Origin of the sequence: Marinimicrobium koreense (assembly GCF_003762925.1) — a bacterium.
GTDB classification, from domain to species: Bacteria; Pseudomonadota; Gammaproteobacteria; order Pseudomonadales; family Cellvibrionaceae; genus Marinimicrobium; species Marinimicrobium koreense.
Map to the genome: position 1 here is coordinate 2,441,739 of NZ_RJUK01000001.1, position 19,115 is coordinate 2,460,853.

The 19,115-nt window shown below is 58.8% G+C and carries 14 protein-coding genes and 1 pseudogene; 9 read left to right on the plus strand and 6 right to left on the minus strand.

The window, feature by feature from the left end; all coding sequences use genetic code 11:
- Positions 1–32: 32 nt before the first annotated feature.
- From EDC38_RS16685 to EDC38_RS10685, 4 genes are all read left to right on the plus strand, one after another.
- Positions 33–377 carry an aspartyl/asparaginyl beta-hydroxylase domain-containing protein gene (locus tag EDC38_RS16685; RefSeq protein ID WP_342769073.1) on the plus strand — a complete coding sequence of 115 codons (345 nt, stop codon included), beginning with the start codon at positions 33–35 and terminating at the stop codon, positions 375–377.
- A 3-nt stretch (positions 378–380) separates the two neighbouring features.
- Positions 381–1,511: a hypothetical protein gene (locus EDC38_RS10675; RefSeq protein WP_123638496.1), complete on the plus strand. Its 1,131-nt coding sequence runs from the start codon at positions 381–383 to the stop codon at positions 1,509–1,511.
- Between the two features lie 81 nt (positions 1,512–1,592).
- Positions 1,593–1,886 (plus strand): DUF6916 family protein, encoded by a 294-nt coding sequence (locus tag EDC38_RS10680; protein WP_123638497.1) that lies wholly within the window; start codon positions 1,593–1,595, stop codon positions 1,884–1,886.
- Between the two features lie 89 nt (positions 1,887–1,975).
- A complete protein-coding gene (locus tag EDC38_RS10685; protein ID WP_123638498.1) occupies positions 1,976–2,596 on the plus strand; it encodes a phage tail protein in 621 nt (206 codons plus the stop codon).
- Positions 2,597–2,670: 74 nt separating this feature from the next.
- Here the strand turns inward: EDC38_RS10685 and EDC38_RS10690 are convergent, their stop codons facing one another.
- Positions 2,671–3,165, minus strand: a complete 495-nt coding sequence (locus EDC38_RS10690; protein WP_123638499.1) for a GNAT family N-acetyltransferase — start codon at positions 3,163–3,165, stop codon at positions 2,671–2,673.
- Between the two features lie 131 nt (positions 3,166–3,296).
- Here EDC38_RS10690 and EDC38_RS10695 point away from each other — a divergent pair, with 131 nt between their 5' ends.
- From EDC38_RS10695 to EDC38_RS10705, 4 genes and pseudogenes are all read left to right on the plus strand, one after another.
- A complete protein-coding gene (locus tag EDC38_RS10695; RefSeq protein WP_123638500.1) occupies positions 3,297–4,154 on the plus strand; it encodes a sulfotransferase family protein in 858 nt (285 codons plus the stop codon).
- Between the two features lie 212 nt (positions 4,155–4,366).
- A pseudogene (locus tag EDC38_RS16725) lies at positions 4,367–4,963 on the plus strand (DUF4347 domain-containing protein); the annotation flags it as partial.
- Positions 4,964–5,335: 372 nt separating this feature from the next.
- Entirely contained in the window at positions 5,336–13,831 is an 8,496-nt protein-coding gene (locus EDC38_RS10700; RefSeq protein WP_246004382.1) for a tandem-95 repeat protein, read from the plus strand.
- Positions 13,832–14,039: 208 nt separating this feature from the next.
- On the plus strand, positions 14,040–15,449 hold the full coding sequence (locus tag EDC38_RS10705; RefSeq protein ID WP_123638502.1) for a PTS transporter subunit IIC: 1,410 nt from the start codon (positions 14,040–14,042) through the stop codon (positions 15,447–15,449).
- Between the two features lie 8 nt (positions 15,450–15,457).
- On the opposite strand, the gene EDC38_RS10710 is transcribed toward EDC38_RS10705, so the two are convergent.
- From EDC38_RS10710 to EDC38_RS10720, 3 genes are all read right to left on the minus strand, one after another.
- Positions 15,458–16,012 (minus strand): CBS domain-containing protein, encoded by a 555-nt coding sequence (locus EDC38_RS10710; RefSeq protein WP_123638503.1) that lies wholly within the window; start codon positions 16,010–16,012, stop codon positions 15,458–15,460.
- An 89-nt stretch (positions 16,013–16,101) separates the two neighbouring features.
- Positions 16,102–16,404 (minus strand): hypothetical protein, encoded by a 303-nt coding sequence (locus tag EDC38_RS10715; protein ID WP_123638504.1) that lies wholly within the window; start codon positions 16,402–16,404, stop codon positions 16,102–16,104.
- A 112-nt stretch (positions 16,405–16,516) separates the two neighbouring features.
- Positions 16,517–17,176, minus strand: a complete 660-nt coding sequence (locus EDC38_RS10720) for a Fe2+-dependent dioxygenase (RefSeq protein ID WP_123638505.1) — start codon at positions 17,174–17,176, stop codon at positions 16,517–16,519.
- Positions 17,177–17,259: 83 nt separating this feature from the next.
- Between EDC38_RS10720 and EDC38_RS10725 the strand changes: the two genes are divergently transcribed.
- Entirely contained in the window at positions 17,260–18,090 is an 831-nt protein-coding gene (locus EDC38_RS10725) for a hypothetical protein (protein WP_123638506.1), read from the plus strand.
- A gap of 95 nt (positions 18,091–18,185) precedes the next feature.
- On the opposite strand, the gene EDC38_RS10730 is transcribed toward EDC38_RS10725, so the two are convergent.
- Together EDC38_RS10730 and EDC38_RS10735 are read right to left on the minus strand one after the other, a co-directional pair.
- On the minus strand, positions 18,186–18,515 hold the full coding sequence (locus tag EDC38_RS10730) for a YnfA family protein (RefSeq protein ID WP_123638507.1): 330 nt from the start codon (positions 18,513–18,515) through the stop codon (positions 18,186–18,188).
- Between the two features lie 54 nt (positions 18,516–18,569).
- Positions 18,570–19,115: a cytochrome b gene (locus tag EDC38_RS10735; RefSeq protein ID WP_123638508.1), complete on the minus strand. Its 546-nt coding sequence runs from the start codon at positions 19,113–19,115 to the stop codon at positions 18,570–18,572.

Below are 19,115 nucleotides of genomic sequence, written 5' to 3' on the forward strand. Positions count from 1 at the left end.
AGTCCGAAGATGAGTGGGTTGACCTGCCGTCAATGGCGTGCACGCCGGCTATTTCAGCCGTTGTTGAATCTTTGCAGTGCCCCGTTCAGTCCGTTCGGCTCATGCGTCTCAAGCCGGGCGCCATTATCAAGCCACATCGAGACCATCAATTAAGCCTGGAATACGGATTGGCACGCCTGCACATGCCGATCGTAATGGAGGACGATGTGCAGTTTGTATGCAACCATAACCCCGTCCCCATGAAGCCGGGAGAGCTCTGGTACATCAATGTCGACAAGACCCACAGTGTTCGCAACACGGGAACAACGGATCGAATCAACCTGGTGATCGACTGTATTGCCAACGACTGGTTGAAGAACAAGGTTCTCAAAGGTTAACAAATGGTCAGCATTCAATCCGCGTACAAGCAGACCATTTCATCGTCACTGGCATCGGAAGCGCTTGGCCCGCCAATGACGACCGACCGCTGGCTGGCCCGGTTCAAGCGCCAGTGGCAGCTTGAACCGCTGCCCGGCAACGACCTGTTGGCGGCCCTTTCTCACTGTAACCAGCGCGCCATCAGCCTGAACGTGAACCGTATCAAGGGGCATTGGGTGCCTCGCCGCTATCACCCGGCCGATGGGACGCTATCCCTCTGCAGGCCGGACGGCAGAGCCAACGAACCCTTTTATGACCAGTTTGTGACCCGCTCCTGCCAGCGGCTCCCCGTCAATCTCCTAAGCCCCAGGATACCGATAAAAGCGCTGGAGCAAGTACACTCGTCGTGTTTAAGGAGGCCGGCAGGGTTTATTGCGCACCTGTCCCGCTGCGGGTCGACCTGGGTTTCGGGCAGCATGGCCGAATTGGACCGGTCCGCCGTCATATCCGAGTCACCCGCGCTGACCGAGTTTCTCCTTGACGCGCAACTGAGTGAGGGTGAACGCCAACAGCTGTTACCACGCTTGGCGGACTTCCATGTTCCCGGTGGCTCGGCGACATCACGCCCCGTGGTCAAATGGAACGCTTGGGACCTGTGTCATTGGCACACGGTTCAGGCCGCTTTCCCAGACACCCCGGTGCTGTTAATCATTCGCCACCCTCTTGAAATACTGGCCTCTCACCGTCGGCAGACGGGGCGGCACATGTCGGGCGACCCCACCCTGGCGTCTCTCGGCCCCACATTTCGTCCAGACCACAGCAGGAACCTGTGGGAGCTTCGCCTCCGGGTTCTGCGTCTGTTGATGGAGCACATGATCGACATTTGCGGGAACGAAAACACCGAAGTGATTGATTACTCACAGATCAGCCCGGTCACGATGCGGGACTTCGCTCGTCATTTCGGATTTCGTGCCAGCAAACAGGAAATGGCCCGAGTGCACGAACGCTCCGCCTATTGCGCCAAACACCCGGAGCGGAAGTTCATCCCGGATAGCTCGATGAAACGAGAAGGCTTCAGCAGCCGTGAAATCGAGGACGTTGAACGCGAACTTATGCCCCTGTATTGTCGACTTATGAGCCAAACGAGCCACTAATTCGTTTACAGGGGAATTAGCGCTGGCAACTGAAGCATCGTGGATCGCAAGAATTGTATAATTGAAAGGAAACAGCGTTCGATGAATGAACTGAAATACGACACGTTTAAAAAGCTGGAGGGCCAGCAGGTCGAAGTGTGTGACGCCAACGGCCAACAGGTGCCGATGAAAGTGAAAACGGTGGACAAATACGACATGCAGTCCAGCCAGTGGCTGGGATGGAGCATGTTACTGGAGACCGACCAGCCCCTTTCAGTTGCCGATGGCTCCTACCAACTTAAGCATCCAACCATTGGCGAACCATTATTGCACCTATCCGCCAAAGGCGAAGCATACTATGAAATTGTTGTCACAGAGGCGTGTGACGCCGAGTGACCGTACCGGGTTAGCCAAGGCTGACAAGGCGGCAATGCGGGAGCCTTGCCGCATCCATAACAACATTGCATCATTAAGGAGCATAAGCGATGTCAGAACCATTTATCGGTCAAATTCAGATGTTCGGCTTCGACTTTCCACCGCGCGGCTGGTCGCTGTGCCAAGGACAACTGATTGCCATTAGCCAGAATACGGCACTCTTTTCATTGATTGGCACAAACTTTGGCGGCGACGGCCGGACCACCTTTGGCCTTCCGGATATGGCCTCCAGGGCACCGGTCGGCCAGAGCCGCGGTCATACCCCACCCGGTTTGACGCCTTTTCGAATTGGCCAACATGGCGGTGCCCAAACGCACACCATGATCGAGACGGAATTGGCACGGCATACGCACCAGGCGACCTTTACGTCAGGCGGCGGCAATACCGAGGTTAAAGCGACGACAGATGAGGGCGATGCCACAACACCCAGCCAGGGAGCCTATTTATCCAAGACGAAAGCAACCGGTGGCCCCCAGGATCAGGATGAGAACATCTACAAATCCAATCCATCGGACGACTCGCTCGTCTCGCTGGGCGGAGTATCCGGTGGCGCCAGCGGTACGGTTCAAGTTGAAGCCGCAGGCGGTGGCCAACCGTTCAGCATACAAAACCCGTTCCTGGCCCTTAACTTCTCCATCGCACTTCAGGGTATTTTTCCTTCCCGGAACTGATGGCCGAGAAGTAATAAAGCGCAGCACAAAGCGTGCTGCGCGCTTTGGCTCTCATTTGACGGTTTACGGGGCTCCTATCCAACTCCGGGGTACCAAAGCATAAACAGGTGGCTGATGGAGTTTTCGTAGGGAGAAAAGCCCAGCGAAAGATACAACTTCCGGGCTCGGGTGTTTTGATGTTCGACCGACAACCCGACGGGTAACCGCTGCTTTTGGGCAATGTGCTGGACGGCCTGAATCACCGCCTTGCCATAGCCTTTGCCCCGAGCCTCCGGAATAAACGACAGATCAACAATATGGGCGATGTTTTTGCCAAAGTCCAACACCAGGCGCCCGATGGGCGTTCCTGACTTATCAATAATGAAAGTCATGGCATCCGGCGACTGTTCGCCATAAGCCTCGGTCTGAATGTCGAGCTGCTGGTCAATAAGGTGGTGAATATAGTCCTTATCCTGATCAGCCAGGTAAAACGCCTCGCGGGTGGAGTGAAACAATGCAGCAATAAAAGGTTGATCGGAAGCGGTTGCCTGACGCAACCCCAAACCATCGGGCAATGTGACTTTATCCATGCGGTTACAGGCTCACCTAGGTACGTTTGATCATCTAATTTGTCGAAAGAACAGTATGCCCACAATTCGCTACACAGATCAATACAACCGGAACCATCAATAGTATCGTTACCAACAAACACAGTAACTCTATGAATCGAAACTACCATTTTATTTCGGGATTGCCTCGATCCGGCTCCACGCTGCTGGCCGGCATCCTTCGGCAGAACCCTGATTTCCACGCCGCCATGTCGAGTCCGGTGGCGGCCTTAATGAATTCCTGCCTGGAGCAGATAGGTGCCGGCAGCGAGTTCTATGCGTTTTTCGACAGAGACAAACGAAAACGCCTGACCGAAGGAATCTTCGAAGCCTACTACAGCGACAAGGACGAAGCTTCCACCATTTTCGACACCAACCGAATCTGGACAGCCCGGATGCATCAGCTTGTAGAACTCTTTCCTGAATTCAAAATGATCTGCTGCGTTCGCAACCCGGCGTGGATCATGGACAGCTTTGAACGTATTTACCGGAAGAATCCGTTTGACTACAGCCGAATGTTCAACCCCGCCTCACGCATGACCGTCTACAGCCGCTGCGAGACCCTAATGCAAGCGGGGAGCGCCGTTGGCAGTGCCTGGACGGCGCTGAAGGAGGCCTACTACGGTGAACACTCAAACCGGTTATTGCTGGTTGACTACGATTTATTAGCAACGAACCCGGCCCGCACTATTGAACTTGTCTATCGATTTCTCTCGCTACCAGAGCATGATCACGACTTCGACAACGTGGAATACGAGGAAAATGAATTCGATCAAACATTGGGCATCGACGGGCTTCACCGGGTGAAACGCAAAGTGGAATTCACACCCAGGCGAAGCATCCTGCCGCCCGATTTATTTACAAAATATAGCGATATGGCCTTCTGGAAAGACCAGACCGGAACGGAGTCCAGCATTATCGCACCCAAACACACAGCTGAAGAGCCTATCAGTCTGAGGAGCCAACCATGAACCAAAGAAAAATGACCCCCTTAATGGCGTTGTTAGTGCCTTTAGGCGTTCTTTCCATGCCAGCATCGGCATATACCACGGTTGGAAGCTACCAAAGACGACTATCTCATCCGGGTGAAATTTCTTACAAAAGTAACGGGGGAGAAAGCCAACTTGGCACTAACCGTGACCGATTTGTAGCGACCGAAAGGGGCCCGCTCTCGGCAAGTGATATGCGGCTTGTGAAACCGGCCAAACAAGCCCTCGACCTGAAAGTAAACACTCACACTTTAAAAAGCGAAAGCCCACAAGCACAACCGCTCGATTTGCAGGCGGGACGTAACATCAGGGAAATTGTGATTATCGACACGTCCGTGCCCAACTACACGACATTTACACAAAACCTAAAGCCCGGATTGCAAGTTCGGTTTGTGAATGCGGATTCCGACGGCGAACAGCAGCTACAGTCTATCCTCAGCGACTATGCGGATCTCGATGCTATCCACATCGTTTCTCATGCTGCGTCCGGCCGCATTCAACTGGGCACGAGCACATTGACCTCAGAAAACTTTGGCAGCGACGCCACAGCCACCTCGCTCAACGGCGCGCTGCGTGAAGGCGGCGATCTGCTTTTTTATGGTTGCAACCTGGCAAACGGACGGAAGGGCAATGAGTTTCTCGACCTTGTCTCTTCACGCACCGGTGTAGACGTAGCGGCCTCAAACGACTTTACAGGGGACGCCGGAAAGCATGGTGATTGGGACCTTGAGGTGGCCAGAGGTACCATTGAGTCATCAACGCCTTTTTCTCCATCCGCTCTCAAGAGCTTCAACCATGTTCTTCCCCTCGTTAGCGGTGGAGGGGGTTCTATTTCCTACGCAGGTTCCCAGGGCGGTGCCGCCAGCATCGATGCAACCTACACGCTTTCGGGGGGCCAAACCCTTGAGTTCGATGGCGCGGACGTCAGCACTCACATTATTACTTACGTGACAGCAGGGTCCAGTGGGTCCTACGAGTCCACGCTAACGGTATCCATGACCGGTGGAGAAACATTCGATGTTTCCAGCCTAGAGTTCTTCGGTACTGGGTACACCTATACATTCACACCCAGTAACGGGTCACCTGTAGACGCTTCGGGGTCGGGAACCGCAACGCTGAACTTTACTGGCGTCTCACATTTTACAGTGACATCCACTGGCAATATGTACGCCTCATTCGGTGAAATTGGTATAAGTAATATTCAAGTTCCCTCTCCCAACAACGAGCCCACCCTGACTTCGACGGGCGATAACCCGACCTTTATCGAAGGCGGCTCCGCGGCCAGCCTGTTCAGTGGCACCACTATCAGCACCTCTGACTCCGGGCAAACCATTCAAGCACTGACCTTTACCGTTTCCAATCTCAGCAACGGCAGCAATGAGCGAATCAACCTCGACGGCTCAACCATCGTACTGACCGATGGCGCCAGCGGCACCACGGCGGGTAATGGCCTTAGCTACAGCGTGTCGGTCATCGGGGGTACCGCAACGGTCTCCCTGACCGGCGGTTCCCTGTCCGAAGCGGCCGCCCAAACACTGGTTGACAATATCAGCTATCAGAACAGTAGCAACACGCCGGATACTACTAACCGTGTGGTTACTCTGACGAGCCTTCAGGACAGTGGCGGCACCGCAAACGGGGGTGATGACACTGTTTCACTGGCCGTCGACTCGACCGTCACCATGGTGGAGACCAACGACGAGCCCACGCTCACCGCCACCGGCAGCAACCCCACCTTTACCGAAGGAGGTTCGGCGGCCGGTCTGTTCAGCGGCACCAGCGTCAGTACCATCGAAGCCGGCCAGACACTGGGCGCCCTGACCCTGACGGTGACCAACGTCAATGACGGCACCGATGAAGTTCTCTACGCGGATGGCACCGCCATCGCCCTGACCGACGGCACTTCCGGCACGACAGCGACCAACAGCCTTAGCTATAGCGTCTCCGTCGCCGGCACCACCGCCACGGTGTCCCTGAGTGGCGGCACGCTGTCCAGCGCGGCCACCCAAACCCTGGTCAATGGACTGAGCTATCAGAACAACAGCAATACACCGGACACCAGCAACCGCGTGGTAACCATCACCTCTCTGCAGGACGATGGGGGCACCGCCAACGGCGGCGACGATACGGCGTCCCTTGCCGTGGCGTCCACCGTAACCCTCAACGGCGTCAATGACGAGCCGATGCTGACCGCCACCGGAAGCAATCCGGTCTTTACCGAGGGCGGCGCGGCGGCCAGCTTGTTCAGCGGTGCCAGCATCGGTACCGTTGAATCCGGCCAAACGGTTAACGGCCTGACCTTCACCGTCTCCAATGTAACCAACGGCAGCAACGAGCGGATTAATCTCGACGGGTCGACCATCGTGCTGACTGATGGCACCAGCGGCACCACCGCCAGCAACGGCCTGAGCTACAGCGTGTCGGTGGTCGGCGGCACCGCAACAGTCTCGCTGACCGGCGGTGCCCTTTCCGAAGCAGCCGCCCAAACACTGATTGACAACATCAGCTATCAGAACAACAGCAACTCACCGGACACCAGCGACCGGGTCGTCACACTGACGAGCCTTCAGGATAGCGGCGGCACCGCCAATGGCGGTGACGACACCGTCTCCCTGGCCGAAACCTCCACGGTGACCGTTGTCGGAACCAACGACGAGCCCACGCTTACCGCCACCGGCAGTAACCCCACCTTTACCGAAGGCGGCGCGGCGGCCGGCTTGTTCAGCGGCGCCAGCGTCAGCACCGTCGAATTCGGGCAGGCCCTTGAAGGCCTGACTTTTACGGTCACCAACGTCAACAATGGCAGCGATGAGGTGGTCAATGTAGACGGCACCGCCATCGCCCTGACCAACGGCACGTCCGGCACGACCGCCACCAACAGCCTTAGCTACAGCGTTTCCGTCTCCGGCACCACGGCTACGGTTTCCCTGAGTGGCGGCACTCTGTCGAGCGCGGCCACGCAAACGCTGGTTGACAGCCTGAGCTATCAGAACAACAGCAACACACCGGACACCAGCAACCGCGTGGTGACCATTACTTCACTGCAGGACAACGGGGGCACCGGCAACGGTGGCAGCGATACCGCGCTGCTGGCCGTGGCTTCCACCGTCACCGTGAGCGAAGTCAACGACGAACCGACGCTGACCGCCACCGCCACCGACCCGAACTTCAGTGAGGGCGGCAGCGCCGTCGGCTTGTACTCCGGTGCAAGCGTGTCAACGATTGAAAGCGGCCAAACAGTATCCAGCTTTACGTTGACGGTCAGCAATCTCAGCAACGGTGTGTCGGAAACTCTGAACGCCGATGGCAGCTCCATTGCGCTGACTCACGGCACCTCCGGCTCAACCTCGAACAACGGATTGAGCTATTCCGTCGCGGTTGTAGGTTCCACGGCTACCGTCAGCTTCACAGGTGGCAGCCTATCCGGCGCTCAAGCACAGAGCTTGATCGACAACCTCTCTTATTTGAACACTAGCGTCGAGGTCAGTACGTCCTCGCGTGTTGTTACCTTAACGTCTGTGACGGACAGCGGAGGAACGGCGAACGGCGGAGACGACACAGCGGCCTTGTCCATCGCTTCGTCCGTTAGTTTGGCGGATGACGTCTCCCCCTTGGTGAGCGATGCCAATATCAGCCTCAGCGGTAGCTCAGGCAACGGAGGCGCTTACGTCCTGGGCGATACCGTCACCGCCACTTGGGACAATACCGCAGGTGGCGACAACAACAGTGACATCATCAGCAGTGTGGCAATCGACTTCTCCGCCTTTGGCGGCGGAGCCTCTGTCCCCGCCACCAACAGCAGTGGCACATGGAGCGCGTCCTACACCATTGATGGCAGTTCAACATCTGGAAGTAACCTGAATGTGTCGGTTAGCGCCACGGACAATGCCGGGAATACAACGACCGTTGCCGACAGCAGCAACGCCGAGGTCGACAATGCCGCGCCCACTGGTCACAGTGTCAGCTTTGACGACGCCAATGTTGATGCCAGTGAAGCAAGCTCCATTGGCTTCACGTTCAGCGGCGCCGAAGTGGGTACCAGCTACAGCTACTCCATCAGTAGCAGTGGTGGTGGCTCAAACCTCACGAACACGGGCACGATTACCAGCCCCGGAGAGCAGGTCACAGGCATTGATGCCAGCGGCCTGGGCAACGGAACCCTTACACTGGCTGTTACGCTGACCGACTCGGCGGGCAACGCCGCCACCGCTGTCACCGACACGGCTTCTCTGGATACCACGGTACCCACCACCAGCCTGAGCACGGCCGCCAGCGACCCCACCAATGGCGCTTTCGACATCACCGTCACCTTTGGTGAAACCGTCAGCGGCTTTGATGTCAGCGATATTACGGCCACCAACGCCAGCTTGAGCAGCTTCAGCGGCAGCGGCGCCAGCTACACCGCCACCGTCACACCGACAACGGACGGTTCGGTGAACGTGGACGTCGCCGCCGACGTGGCTCAGGACTCGGTCGGCAATGGCAACACGGCGGCAACGACACTGAGCCTGACCTACGATGGAACGGCGCCGGCGCCGGCCATCACCAGTGCCGAAACCAGCCCGAGCAACAGCGCCAGCTTTACCGCCACCATCGATTTTGGTGAGACGGTCATCGGCTTTGCCGTGGGTGATATCAGCGCCGGCAACGCCTCGCTGAGCGGCTTTACCGACAATGGCGACGGCAGTTTCGATGTCACGGTAGCGCCCAGCTCCGAAGGGACCGTTACTCTGGACGTCGGCGCCAGCGCGGCGCAGGATACGGCCGGCAATAACAGCGAAGCCGCCAGTCAGTTCAGTCTGGAACACGACGACAGCGCCCCCTCCCTCACTGGCTCCTCACCGGTCGATGGCGCAACGGGCGTCTGGTTCAATACAGATATTGACCTAACTTTCAGCGAAGCCGTCACCGGCCAGTCCGGTGGTGTGATCGAGGTCTTTGAAGCCGACGGCACGCCCGTCAGTTCTGTGTCGGCGACATCCAGTGATGTCTCCATCAGCGGTTCCACGGCCACCATCGACATACCCGACCTGGAGCCCACCGTCAGCTACTACGTGCAAGTCTCGAGCGGTGCCTTTGCGGACAGTGCGGGTAATATCTACGGGGGTATTGCCGATCCCTCTGAGCTGAATTTCACCGTCACGAACCTGGCCCCCTCCGCGGGTGGTGACGCGGCACAGATTGTCGAGGACCAATCCGCGGACCTGGGCATCCTGAATAATGACTCAGACCCTGAGGGCGACCTCAACCCGGCCAGTGTTCAAATTGTCACTCCACCGGCTCATGGCAGCACCAGTATCGATACCGGCAGCGGCGCGGTGACCTACACACCCGATGCCAACTTCGCCGGTCAGGATAGCTTCACCTACACCGTCGAGGATGCCCTTGGCGCCGTGTCCAATGAAGCCACCATGACCATCGGCATCATTAACATCAACGACGCGCCCGTGGCCGGTGACGACACCGCCAACACGCCGGAAGATAACCCGATCAGTATCGACGTGGCGGCGGATGATACGGACATCGACGACGGCGACAGCGTTGATCCGAGCACCATCGTCATCACCGCCGCACCGGCCAATGGCAGCGCGGAGCTGGTCAACGGCGAAGTGCTGTATACGCCGAATACCGATTTCAACGGTACGGATCAGTTCAGCTACACCATTGAGGACCAGAACGGCGGCGTGTCCAACGCGGCGACTGTTATCGTCAACGTCAACGGCGTGAACGACACGCCCACCGCCGCCGACGACTCGGCCAGCGTGGACGAGGACAACCCGGTGGACGTCGACGTAACGGCCAACGACTCCGACATCGACGGTTCGGTGGATGCCACCACCGTGCAGGTGCTGGATGATGTGACCAACGGTACGCTGTCGGTGGACGGCACCACAGGTGTGGTCACCTACACCCCGGACGAGAACTTCAACGGCACCGACACCTTCACCTACGTGGTGCAAGATGACGCCAACGGCACGTCCAACGAAGCGACCGTCACCCTCACCGTCAACCCCGTCAACGACGCGCCGGTGGCCGAAGACAATGCCGCCACGCTGCAGGAGGAGACGCCGCACGAGGTGAATGTTCTGGGTAACGACTCGGATGTGGACGGCAGCCTGGACACCGCCTCGGTGGAAGTGGTCAGCGCACCCAGTGACGGCAGCACCGCCATCGACACCGCGACCGGTGCCATCACCTACACACCGGACGAGAACTTCGATGGCAACGACAGCTTCACCTACCGGGTGACGGATAACGAGGGTGCCTGGTCCAACGTGGCGACCGTCAGCATGACGGTGCAGGGCGTCAACGACGCGCCGCTGGCCAACGACGACGATGCCACCACGGAGGAAGACACACCCGCGACCATCGACCTGCTGACCAACGACAATGACGTGGACGGCACCCTGGACGTGGCGAGCATCGCCCTGACCAGCCCGACCCACGGCAGCGTCAGCCTGAACGGCGACGGTACGGCGACCTACACCCCGGACGAGCACTTCAACGGGGCCGACAGTTTCACCTACACCGTCAACGACGATGTGGGCGAACCGTCGAATTCGGCCACCGTGTCCGTCACCGTCACCCCGGTGAACGACGCGCCCACCCTCAGAGGCACACCGGCGGCCAGTGTGAACGAGGGCGAAGCCTACAGTTTCACCCCGACCGCCGACGACGTGGACGCCAACGAAACGCTGACCTTCAGCGTTACGGGCCAGCCCGCCTGGGCCGAGTTCGACAACACCACCGGTGCTTTGACCGGCACGCCGGGGATTGCCGCCAGCGGCCGCTATCCGGGTATTGTGATCAGCGTTAGCGATGGCGATGCCACCACCGACCTGGCGGCGTTCAGCATCGAAGTGATCGACGTGAACAACGTGCCCACCATCGGCGGTATGGCACCAACCACGGCGACCGTGGGACAGGCTTACACCTTTACCGCGACGGCGGAGGACTCGGACGAGTCCGACACGCTGACCTTCAGCGCCGCCGGTCTGCCCGGCTGGCTGACTCTGGACAGCAGCACGGGCGAGCTGACCGGCACACCGGCGGACGACGATGTTGGCAGCTACACCGGCCTGCAGGTCAGCGTCAGCGACGGCGCCGAATCCGCCAGCCTGGCCGCCTTCGACCTGACGGTCGAGCCGGGAGCGGACAGTGACGGCGACAGCTTCAGTGATTACCAGGAAAATCTGGACGGCACTGACCCGAACGACCCGGCCAGCTACCTGGACCTGATGCCACCACAGTTGGTCGCGCCGGAGGAACGCGTGCTGGACTCGGAAGCTCTGTTCACCCAGATAACCCTGCGCGACTTATTGGGGCTGGACGAAGAGGCCAGCGAAGCCGAGCTTCAGGACGCTCTGGACCAACTGGCCAGTGACGACATCGACGGCGATGCCTGCTGCTACCCGCGTGTTGAAGGCATGGAAGGCAACCAGCTACGCCTGGCGCCGGGTCGGCACGAAATCACCTGGCTGGCTGAGGACTTCCAGAGCAACAGCGCCGAAGCCACGCAGGTAGTCAACATCCGGCCAATGGTGTCCCTGAGCAAGGACCAGGTTGCGGTTGCCGGCTCTACAGCGGTCTTCTCCGTAATCCTGAACGGCGAGTCGCCCTTCTACCCGTTGGTCATTCCCTATCGGGTATCCGATGCCAGCACCGCCAACGACGAAGATCACGACCTCACCGATGGCACTGTGGTGCTGGAGGCCGGCGAGCAGCGCAAAACGGTCGAGGTCACACTCGCGCCCAATGATGGCGAAAGCCGCGAAACACTGATCATCGAGTTGGATGACCGCACAGGCAACGACGACGACCTGGCTGACGGCTACGATAAGGACAACCCGAATATCTATGACATTAACAGTGGCGCCAAGCGCCAGCACCGAATCGCAATTGTCGATGGCAACGTTGCGCCACGCGTTCAACTGCAACTGGTTCAGGGCGAGGAAAATCGTCGCTTGATCCCGATCGAAGGTGGCACGGCAACCGTCACGGCATTGGTTACTGACCCGAACGTCGGAGACAGTCACCAGTACGACTGGTCGGCCAGCGACAGTGCTCTGGTGGACACCGACGGTGACACCGGGAACAACACGCTTGTGTTTGAACCGCAGGCATTGAACCCCGGGCGCTATCGCGTCGCCACGACGGTAACCGACAGTGCGGGTGAAGCCACCAGCGTCAGCCGCCACTTTCTTGTCGTACCGGTACCGCCGACACTAAGCCCCGACGAAGACAGCGATGGTGATGGTGTAGACGACGACGCCGAGGGCTTCGCGGATGACAACGGTAACGGCATCCCCAACTATCAGGATAGCCTCATTAGCTCCAACGTCCTGCTGGAAAGCGCCGAACGACAGGACGCTTTCCTGATGGAGTGCGATCCCGGCCTCTCCTGCGGTTTAGGTGCTTTCGCACTGCCCACCGACAACGGTGGTGCTCAAGTCGGCGAGGAAACCGTGGGGCCCACCGGCGCCATACCGGAAGACGCATCGTTTGAGCCGGTCGGCGGCATCTTCGATTTCGAGTTGGGCGATCTACCCGAACCGGGGCAAAGCGCCCGAATCGTGATTCCACAAACAAGCCCTATTCCCGCTCAGGCAACCTATCGCAAATTCCAGGACGGGGCGTGGGTCACCTTTGTGGAGGATGCCAACAACGCGCTTCACTCCGCTGCGGGTAACCCTGGGTATTGTCCCCCTCCCGGCGATGACGACTGGGAAAACGGCCTGATTGAGGGTTACCACTGTGTGCAATTGACTATTGAAGATGGTGGCCCGAATGATGCCGATGGAGAAACCAACGGAAACGTCGCAGATCCCGGAGCCGTCAGCCGCCAAAGGGGCGACTCACAGCCAGAAGAACCCAACCCGGAAAATCCGGACCAAGGGGCCTCAGGCTACGACGGCGAGGTCACTACCCGAAGCTCAGGTGGTGGTGCCACGGGTACCTGGCTACTGATAAGCCTCTTGGGGCTTGGCCTGTTAAGAAGCCGGCCGGTCAGCCGCCGACTGGGCGCTTTGATCGGTGCTCCGCTACTGGGCCTTACGTTGATGGGTGCTTCGCTGGACTCAGTGGCTCAAGCGGTGGACCCGATCAACGATATGCGGTTTGAACTTGGGTTATATAGCGCCAAGAGCTCGGTTAGCGCCGGAGATTTTGCCCAGCGCATGGCGAGCCACAGCGACCCAATATCGCTCAGCCAATACGATGTCAGCCGACGGTCGATAAGCCTGGGCATAGAACTCCCTCTTGCAAGAGAGTTCAGCCTGACACTGGGCTATTTAAACCTGGGGGAAACCCAGGCCCGCTTCCAAACTCAAGTGGACAACAGCCAACGGTTGCAACAGGCTCTGGAACAACACTACCCCTACAGCGCCAAGGGCTGGACCCTCGGCCAGAGACTGCGCCTGCCGCTGCACGAACGGGTCAGCCTGCTCGCCGAGGTGGGACTGTACCGGTGGCGAAGTGAAGTCAGCGCCATCGGCCCCCAGATAACGCCGGAGTCGACCGAGGGCACCGATCCGTTGCTGGGGTTGGGACTGGAGATGCCGCTCAATGAGCGCGTGAGCGCCGGCCTCAAAATCCAGCGGGTGTTCTTCGGAAATCAACAGGTCGACCTTACGGGCGCTACAATTAATTGGCGATTCTGACCCCCCTCCTTTTTCCAGATGTTTCTGTCGGGTTACGGCCTTCGGCCTAACCCGACCTACTAAAACGTCACTGCCCAGTAGGTCGGATTAGGCCGAAGGCCGTAATCCGACACCAACACCTAACCTACACCAACAAGCATAACGTCACCTTGACTCTAAGTCGGCGGATCACTAAAGTCCCCACTCCATTTCCAGCCAGGATTTTCCCGTGGACACCATCCAGCAACTCCTCGACGCCTTCTTCAGTTTCAAAGCCTACGTCATGCTGCCGGCGATCATTTTCATCATCGCCCTGGCGGTCCGGCTGCCGTTCAAGAAGTCTCTGCTGAGCACCGTTGAACTGGCGGTCGGTTTTGCGGGGGTGTTTATCGCCTTTGACTTCTTCGTGGCGAACATCAAACCCGCAGTGGAGCAATTGATGGTCATTCGCGGCCTGGAGTACAACGTGCTCGATGTGGGCTGGCCACCGTTGGCCGCCATTACCTGGTCCTCACCGCTGGCGGCGCTGTCCATTCCGTTGATTCTGTTTCTGAATATTTTCATGCTCGCGGTGGGCTGGACCCGCACGGTGTATATCGATCTGTGGAACTATTGGCACTTCGCCCTGCTCGGGGCGCTGGTGATGGCCACCAGCGGCAGCATGGTGTTGGGGCTTTCGGCCACGCTGTTGTTGGCCGTTTACTGCTTCAAGTTGACCGAGTGGACCGCGCCGGATGTGGAGCGCGAACTGGGGCTCAAGGGCGTATCGGCCTCGCCGGTGTCGGTCAATGGCATCGTGCCTTACACTGCCTGCATCAACTGGGTATTTGATCGCATTCCGGGTTTCAACCGCCTGTCCTACAATCCAGAGAAAGCCGCCATCAGCCACGATGTGCCCGGCGCCGACGAGGACGGCCAAGACAGCTCCGAGAAGGATCACTCCATGAGTTGGCTGGCGTTCTTCAGTGAGCCGATGGTCATCGGGGTGCTGATCGGGCTGGTGTTGGCCTTTGCCGCCGGTTACGACACCAAACAGACATTGGAACTCGCGGTGCACATCGCCGCGGTGATGTTCCTGTTGCCAAAGAGTGCCGGCCTGATCGGAGAAGCCATGATGCCGATCACTCACGCGCTGCGCGCTCAGGTCGAGCGGCGCTTTCCGTCCCGCAAGAATCTCGTGGTCGCGCTGGATACCGGTTTTCTGATGAGTCACAAATCAGTGATCGTCACTGGTCTGATACTGATGGTGGTGGCGGTACTGATCGCCCTGGTTCTGCCGGGCAACCGGGTGCTGCCTCTGGGCGACTTGCCCAATCTGATTTCAGTAATGTCGATATCGGTACTGATGTTTCGTGGCAATGTCATCCGCGCGGTACTCGCGGGCATCCCCGTCATCATTACCTTTCTGTTGATTTCCACTCACCTGGCTCCGTTGTACACGGAGTTGGCCAATCAGACCTCCGGCTTTGATGCCGAGGGTCTGGGCCTGATTACCGCCTTTACCGACGGCGGCCATCAGGTACGCTACCTGTTGCTCCAGCTGTATCAGGGCAACCTCTGGGCCGTCGGCGGCGTAGTGGTTCTGGTAATGATGATGGTCTTCACTTGGCGGCGCTGTAAGGCGCTACAGCGCCGCTGAGCTGATGACTAGGAAGACAGAGCCCGAGCGATGGATCGCTTGGGAACAATCGGCACCTCGCGATGCAGGCGCTCGGCGATATCGTCCACCGCAATGACACCCCGGATATGGTGCTGGTCACGGTCCAGCACCAAGCAGTGTGTCTCACCCGTTTCACGTAGCACTTGTACCAGATCACCCACCGTCGCCGATGTTAAAGCCTCTAAATCCAGCGCCGGTATTGAAGCCCTGGGTAACATCAAATCGCCCGCGGTCAAATCGCCACGCTCCACGCCCTGCAGTGTCTGGGCCACCAGAATGTACTGCTCGGAGAGACGCTCGGCCGTCAGAAGTCCAATAAACTCCTGCTGAGAGTCGACCACCAACTTCCAGCTCACACCTTCCATAGCCATCAGGCGGGCAACGCCCACCGCCGACACACTGGATTCAACGGTGTGGGGTTGATGGGCGCGAAAGTCGGTCATCAAATCCAGCGCGGGTGAGTGTTCAGTCAGATCCTCAAACTCTCTGGGCTGAACCAAATGATCCACAGGATCTAGTTTGTATATGTTTAACGCTTTCATGAAAATTACCTCCGGGACGGGCACCACCTATGGATGCCAGCCAAGATTCGACAATGGGCTGAAGCCCAAACTTTAAAAGATGAATCGAATCACAAACGGACCGGCGAGGCCCGGGCGGGAGGACGTTCCGAGGTTCGAAGCAGGAAGGGCGAGGGCGGCAGGCTTTCACCCACCCCCGACTGGAGGGCGGCCACAGGCCAAAGGAACACGGCAGAAGAGCCATCGTCCGCATCCGTGTCATACGACGACGCCGAGAGACCAGCGCTGTCCAGGGCCACATCGGCAAAGGCTTTCCCGTTCTCATACCCCCAATCGGCCACCACCACGGGGGCCGAAAGGCTCGCGCTCAAAAACAGCGCGAGAAGCAGAGTGAACAGAGAGCGATTTACCATTTAAGTTTCGTTGGCCAGTTCAATATGGATCCATCTACGCTAGCGGAGCCTGCGCAAAGGTACAAGCGCCTTAACAACACTTTATGTTATATGAGGGGCCCACGGCCAAAGTTCAATCCTCCAGCCACAGCCTGAGTAAATTATTGCGGCTGCGACTCAGGCGATCGAACTGCTCGGTTTTTCCGTGGGCATCAAACTCGGTGCGCAGCGCGGTATCCAGGTCCAGCAGAATTTCCCGCTGTTCACTGCGCCGCACCAGACTGCGCACCCAACCGACCACCGCCATCCGCTGCCCGGTGCGAACCGCCTCCACCCGATGCAGGTAAGTCGTGGGGTACAGCAGCAGATCCCCCGCATCTACCTTCCAGGCCCGGTCCCCTGTGCTGTCCTCCAGCACCAGCTCGCCCCCCTCGTAATCCTCGGCGGGTGTCAGCCCCAGGGTGAACGACAGATCCGTGCGCTGGCCGTGAATCACCGCATCATCCATGTGGGACCCGTAATGCATACCCGGCCCATAGCGGTTGATCAGGATTCTGGGAAAGCGTTTGGGCAGCGCCGCACTGGCAAAGAGGGGGTGCGCCCGAAGCCGTTCCTCCACCAGACGAACGATGGCCGCACGGGTCTTGTCATCCCGGGCCTGTTCATTGCGCTTGACCGGTTTGGCCGCCCAACCGGCGCTGGCGGCACCATCGTCGAAGGCCTGGGAGGCCAGCCGCTCCTGCACCGCCGACAGGGTGCCGGCGTCGAGCAGATCTTGAATGTAAAGAATCATTGCATACCCTATATTGAGACTCACTCTCATTTATGCCAGAATCCGGGGCATTATGCCACCCTTTCCAGAATGGGAGCTCTACCATGAAAGAACAACGCAAAGTCTGGCTCGGCCTCGGCGCCGCCCTGCTTGCCTCCAGCGCCACCAGTCAGGCGGCCGACAGCACGCCCTTTGACCATCACGCCAGCCAGCAGACCCTGCAGGTGGCCGCACTTGCCGGTGAGGGCGGTGAAGGCGAAGGGGGTGAGGGAGAAGGCGGTGAAGGTGGCGGCGCTGCCGACCTGACCAAAGACGACGCCGCCTACCTCGGCCAGTTGGGCCTGGTGCGCGGCCATCTGTGGGTGGGCGTGCAACTGTACAAGGCCGGCCATAAAGACATGGCGCTCACCCACATGAAACACCCCGGTGATGAGTTGTACGCAGGATTGAAGCCCGCCTTCGCTGCCCGCGATGAAGAGGGCTTTGCTGAGGCGCTGAGTGCTCTGGCCGACGCCGTTGAACAGGGCCAGTCCGTTGAGATGGTCGAGCAGCGTCACCGGGAGCTGGAAGCGGGCATTGCCGATGCCGAGAATCTGCAAAATGCCAGCCTGAAAGTCGCGCTGGCCAGTATCGAGCGCATGGTTCGCACCGCGGCTGAGGAGTACGCCATCGGCGTTCGCAACGGCGAGATCGTCAACGCCCACGAATACCAGGACGCCTACGGTTTTGTCGAAGCGGCCAAGGCTCGCCTCGCATTGCTGAATGATGTACAGCGTCAGGAGAGCCCGGACGCTGTGGCCGAGGTGGAGACGCAGCTGAATGCGGTCGCGTCACTCTGGCCCGCTTTGGTACCCGAGGGTACAGTCGAGGGTGATGCCAGCAAATTGTACGGCGCCGCAGCGCGGATTCAGTTGGCGGGTTGGGAGCTCGAGTAGGTTTCTGGTTTTGTGAAAGACGGCGGGTGCGCTTCGCTTACCCGCCCTACGGATAGCTCTGAGGTTGGGTTGATGGTGGACAAGCCCGAGGTGCGTCATCCACCCAACCGCTGTCCGCCATACAAAATCAACCCCGCCCCACCGATACACACCAACGCCCCAAGGTAATCAAACAGCTGCGGGGAGCGGTGCTCCAACAACGCCATCCAACCCAGCGACGCCGCAATATAAACACCGCCATAGGCGGCAAAGGCCCGCCCGGCCAATTCGGCATCGGCCCGCGTCAGGAAAAACGCAAACAGGCACAACGAAATCACACCCGGCACCAACCACCAGGCGGAGCGATCCAGCCTGAGCCACATCCAGAAGGTGTAACAACCGGCGATTTCCGCCAGAGCGGCGAGGATAAACCAGATAAAGGTCATTGCCCGCTCCCGTCCTTGAGCACACCGCTTCTAATGCCATCGGAGCCCACTGGGTCACTCTCCCAATTCGGCGGGGGTAACGGACCGACGGTGCCAGAAGTAATGAAACGCCCCCACAATATGCAGCAATAACAACGCCGGGAGCACGTAAAGCCCGGTAATGACATGCAGCACTTCCACCGGCTCATGGATAAAGGCCAGGCTCTCCAGCGGGATCAGCACCGTGAACCAGCCAAACACATTGACACCTTCATTTTCGGTGAACAGGTACAACGGGCCGGTAAAAACCTGCAATACCAGTAACCCCAATACGAGGCGATGCACCCACCATGCCAGCTGGCGCTGCCACGGGGTTTGCCCCTGAGTGGGCGGAAACCCCTGGTGCACGCGGTACGCTGCCCGCCAGAGCACAAACCAGAACACAAAGAAGCCGAGGCTGACGTGTACCGACATGATGAAATCTTCGGCACTGTCCGGCGCCGCTGACGCCAGCAACCCCAGAATCAACATTGCCATTACCAGCAACACGGTAATCCAGTGGTTGATCACCGAAATCGCGGAATAGCTTTCCCGCCCACTCGTCTGTATCAAACTGCTCAT